The organism is Gammaproteobacteria bacterium (assembly GCA_003696665.1).
In the GTDB taxonomy this organism is placed as follows: domain Bacteria; phylum Pseudomonadota; class Gammaproteobacteria; order Enterobacterales.
The window spans coordinates 1-3,198 of record RFGJ01000536.1 but is presented as its reverse complement, the minus strand read 5'-3'; the positions used below and the strand labels follow the sequence as shown (position 1 = coordinate 3,198).

Below are 3,198 nucleotides of genomic sequence, written 5' to 3'. Positions count from 1 at the left end.
GACAACAGCGACTGCCATCGCAGGGAAAAGGTGCTATTGTCCCATCGGGTTTTCGATCCTGTAGTGAGGAAATCCCCATTACCTACTGCCTCCCGGAGATTGAAATTGTACTGGTCGCGCCCCAAATAGCCACTGGCAAACAACCTGTTCCGATCATTGATCATCCAATTGACCTTGAAATTGAGATCCCCAAACCAGAAGGATGCCCGCTCCCATTTTTCATACCCCCCCAGCTCGTAAATCAACGGCAAAACGATCAGATCGGTCCAACTGCGGCGCGCAGCCACCAGCATCGAGGCGCGGTCTTTCACAATAGGCCCTTCGGCCATCAGGCGACTACTGAGCAAGCCCATGGCCCCCTTGGCATGCCACTCGCTCATGTGACCCTCTTTCATAGTCAGGTCGAGCACCGAACTTAGGCGCCCACCGTAGTGCGCAGGAAAGCCCCCCTTGTAGAGTTGCACCTGCTTGAGGGCGTCGGGGTTGAACACAGAAAAGAAACCGGCAAAATGATTGGTAAAATACAGGGGCACACCGTCGAGTAGTACCAGGTTTTGATCGCGGCTGCCGCCACGCACGAAGATGGCACTTTGTCCTTCTTGTCCTGGCTGCACCCCAGGCAAGAGGCTCAGGGCCTTGAACACATCGGCTTCGCCAAACATTGCCGGCATGCGAGCAATCTGCCCTACGGACATGACCTGCCGGTCAATGGTTGTAGCCTGCCCTCCCTCTGCTGCCTTTACAACCACCTCGGATAACTGCTCGCCCGCCTGCATCCGGATGAGCAAAAAAGTATCCCGTCCTTCAGGCAGCTCTTTCCAGACACTCTGATAACCAGTGTACGAAACCCGCAACTGCAAAACCGAATCTGCCTCAACGGGGACCTGCAGGGAAAAATATCCGAAATTGTCCGTAACGGTACCTCGACTCGAACGTACTTCAAATACGTGCGCACCAACCAACCGCTCCCTGCTATCGGCTTCTTCCACATACCCGCGTATCAACACCTTGCTTTGCCAGGCTAACGCCTGCCAGACAGTGCCTGCCCACATGGCTACAAAGAATACAAAGCGCAGCATGATTCATGTTTTTTCCCAGAAAGAGTCTTCCGGCAGACCAAGCCGTCTGCCGGAAGAAAAAGTTGCCACACAGAAAAGAGAAATCGCCTCACTTTTGTACAAAAACTTTCTCTGTGCGCACGCCGTTTTCCCCGACCAGGCGCAATACGAAGATACCACTATGAGGAAAAACGCCTCGTTCCTGAAGTTGTGTAGCCAGGTGATATGGCGATTCGAACAGGACCCCTTCCTCTGCATACCATACACGTCCCTGCAAATCGATCACTTCCAGACGGCAAGGGCACTCAGGCTCCATACCAGGCGAAAGGTGCTTCATCCTCGTCGGTAGCCCGGAATCATCACGCTTTTGGCGTACGGTGGCCTCATTAGCATGCATGCTGATATCTGTATTGGTTGTTGCCACTTGCATGTTCCACCACTCCCGGAGAGCATTTGGATCCGGGCCTGATGTCAGTCCGCTACTGTCACACAAACCCCAGGAATAGGTAAGATAACCGTATTCTCCCGGCAAACCATTGTATGGCGACCAACCATCCCAAGGCCATAGAGCAAAATCCTCCACCACACGCGCCTGCATTTGATAAGTAGAATAGATAGCATTGTCTATCAAGCTTTTCGCAATCCAGTTTCCCACTTGCTCACTACAACAATAGTTTTCTGTCAGATTTGCTTCCACGATTCCATCCAAATGAAAACCGGTCTGTACCAAAGCATGAGACTTCCATTTGCGCCGACCAGCTCCCGTGACCGAACTCACCACCCAAAGCAAAATGCGATTAGGATCGTTTGATTGGAAACAAACCTGATGATCGAAAGTGCGGAACAAGTCCCCTTCAAATATAGTTGCCCCAGTGCTATCATTATGTTCCACTACAGGCTCTTGAATGAGATTTTTCAAGGCGTTAGCAAGTCCGTCAATATCCACCAGGCTAATTGTCAAGGAATCCAAATGCGGCGCCAGGTAGGATGCTACATCGATCAGGGCAAGGAAAAACTCTGTATTCAATTCGATCTCGGCTTCTTTCTTGGCTCTATGATCGCCCGCTGCAAGTATCTGATATCCATTTTTCCGTGAAACATGTATCAGCGAATAAACCAGTTGGGCAGAAGCATAACCCCATTTGTCTTTACCCAGACTCCAACATCCTGTTTTAAGGGTTACATCGGCATCGAGCTTTGTAGAAAGAGAAGCATTTACATTTACACATCGCGTGCAATCACAATCTTCTTTGACCAAGTCCTTGCCCACGCATAAAAAATGATACTCCAAAAGGCCATAAGCACCGCCTGAAAGTTGACTGTTTTCTTCACTCATTGGAGCATTATAGGTAAACACATAATCGTCACCACCAGCCCTGCAGCCTTCCGTCACCAACTCCACATCCATGGCAGCTCCGGCATAATCGCGCATGAGATTGAATGACGCATTATTACCCATATCTCCAGAAGAAGTTGCACCAACCGAATAAATAACTCCTTCCTGCATAATGGAAGGATTTGCGTTTCCATAAAATAATAAATTGCAATGACAACTCTCTATTTCAGGCACTGAATAACTCCAGAAATCGTCAGGTGGAAAATTCAGGCCAAAGTCCTCTTCAAACGGTTGCCCCTCATACAAATACTGCTGCAAAAACCATAGACGATCCAGTAATGGAATTTCTTTTCTGTTTTTCATAAAAGAAGGTAAAGACGCGATTTCTTGCTGGACGAACTGCTCGGTAGCTTGAAAGAGTGCCTCACTCACCGCGATGCCTTCGGGATTATCCATCCCCGGCCAAGTCTCAAACCAACCTGCAGGAACAATTTGCCCACAGGCATCTTCGACAAAAACAGAAAAAAGCCCTTTCTGGGGGAGATTGGTCAACAACAAACGCGGATTTCCGGATGGCAACACGTATGATCCCAACTCCGAGCCATCTTCGCGTTGAACACGCACATAAAGACTGGAACCCGAGAAGTGAAAGGTAAGCAGGGCCTTTGAATATTCCTTGTAGTGTACTACTGACACAAATGACAGTTGAGGTATATCGCAACGTTCTGCATAAGAGTTGCCAGCAAAAGACATGCAAAGAAATAGCAGGCAAAACTGACTAATTACGTTTTTCATATAGTATTT

General features: G+C 49.0%; 2 protein-coding genes. Both read right to left on the bottom strand.

Annotation, left to right across the window (positions count from 1 at the left end; translation table 11 throughout):
• Window positions 1–1,079 (bottom strand): TonB-dependent receptor (locus tag D6694_13245; protein RMH37519.1); only part of this gene is annotated, 1,079 nt, incomplete at its 3' end.
• Between the two features lie 88 nt (window positions 1,080–1,167).
• The coding region (locus tag D6694_13240; GenBank protein ID RMH37518.1) for a hypothetical protein at window positions 1,168–3,198 on the bottom strand (2,031 nt) is incomplete at its 5' end.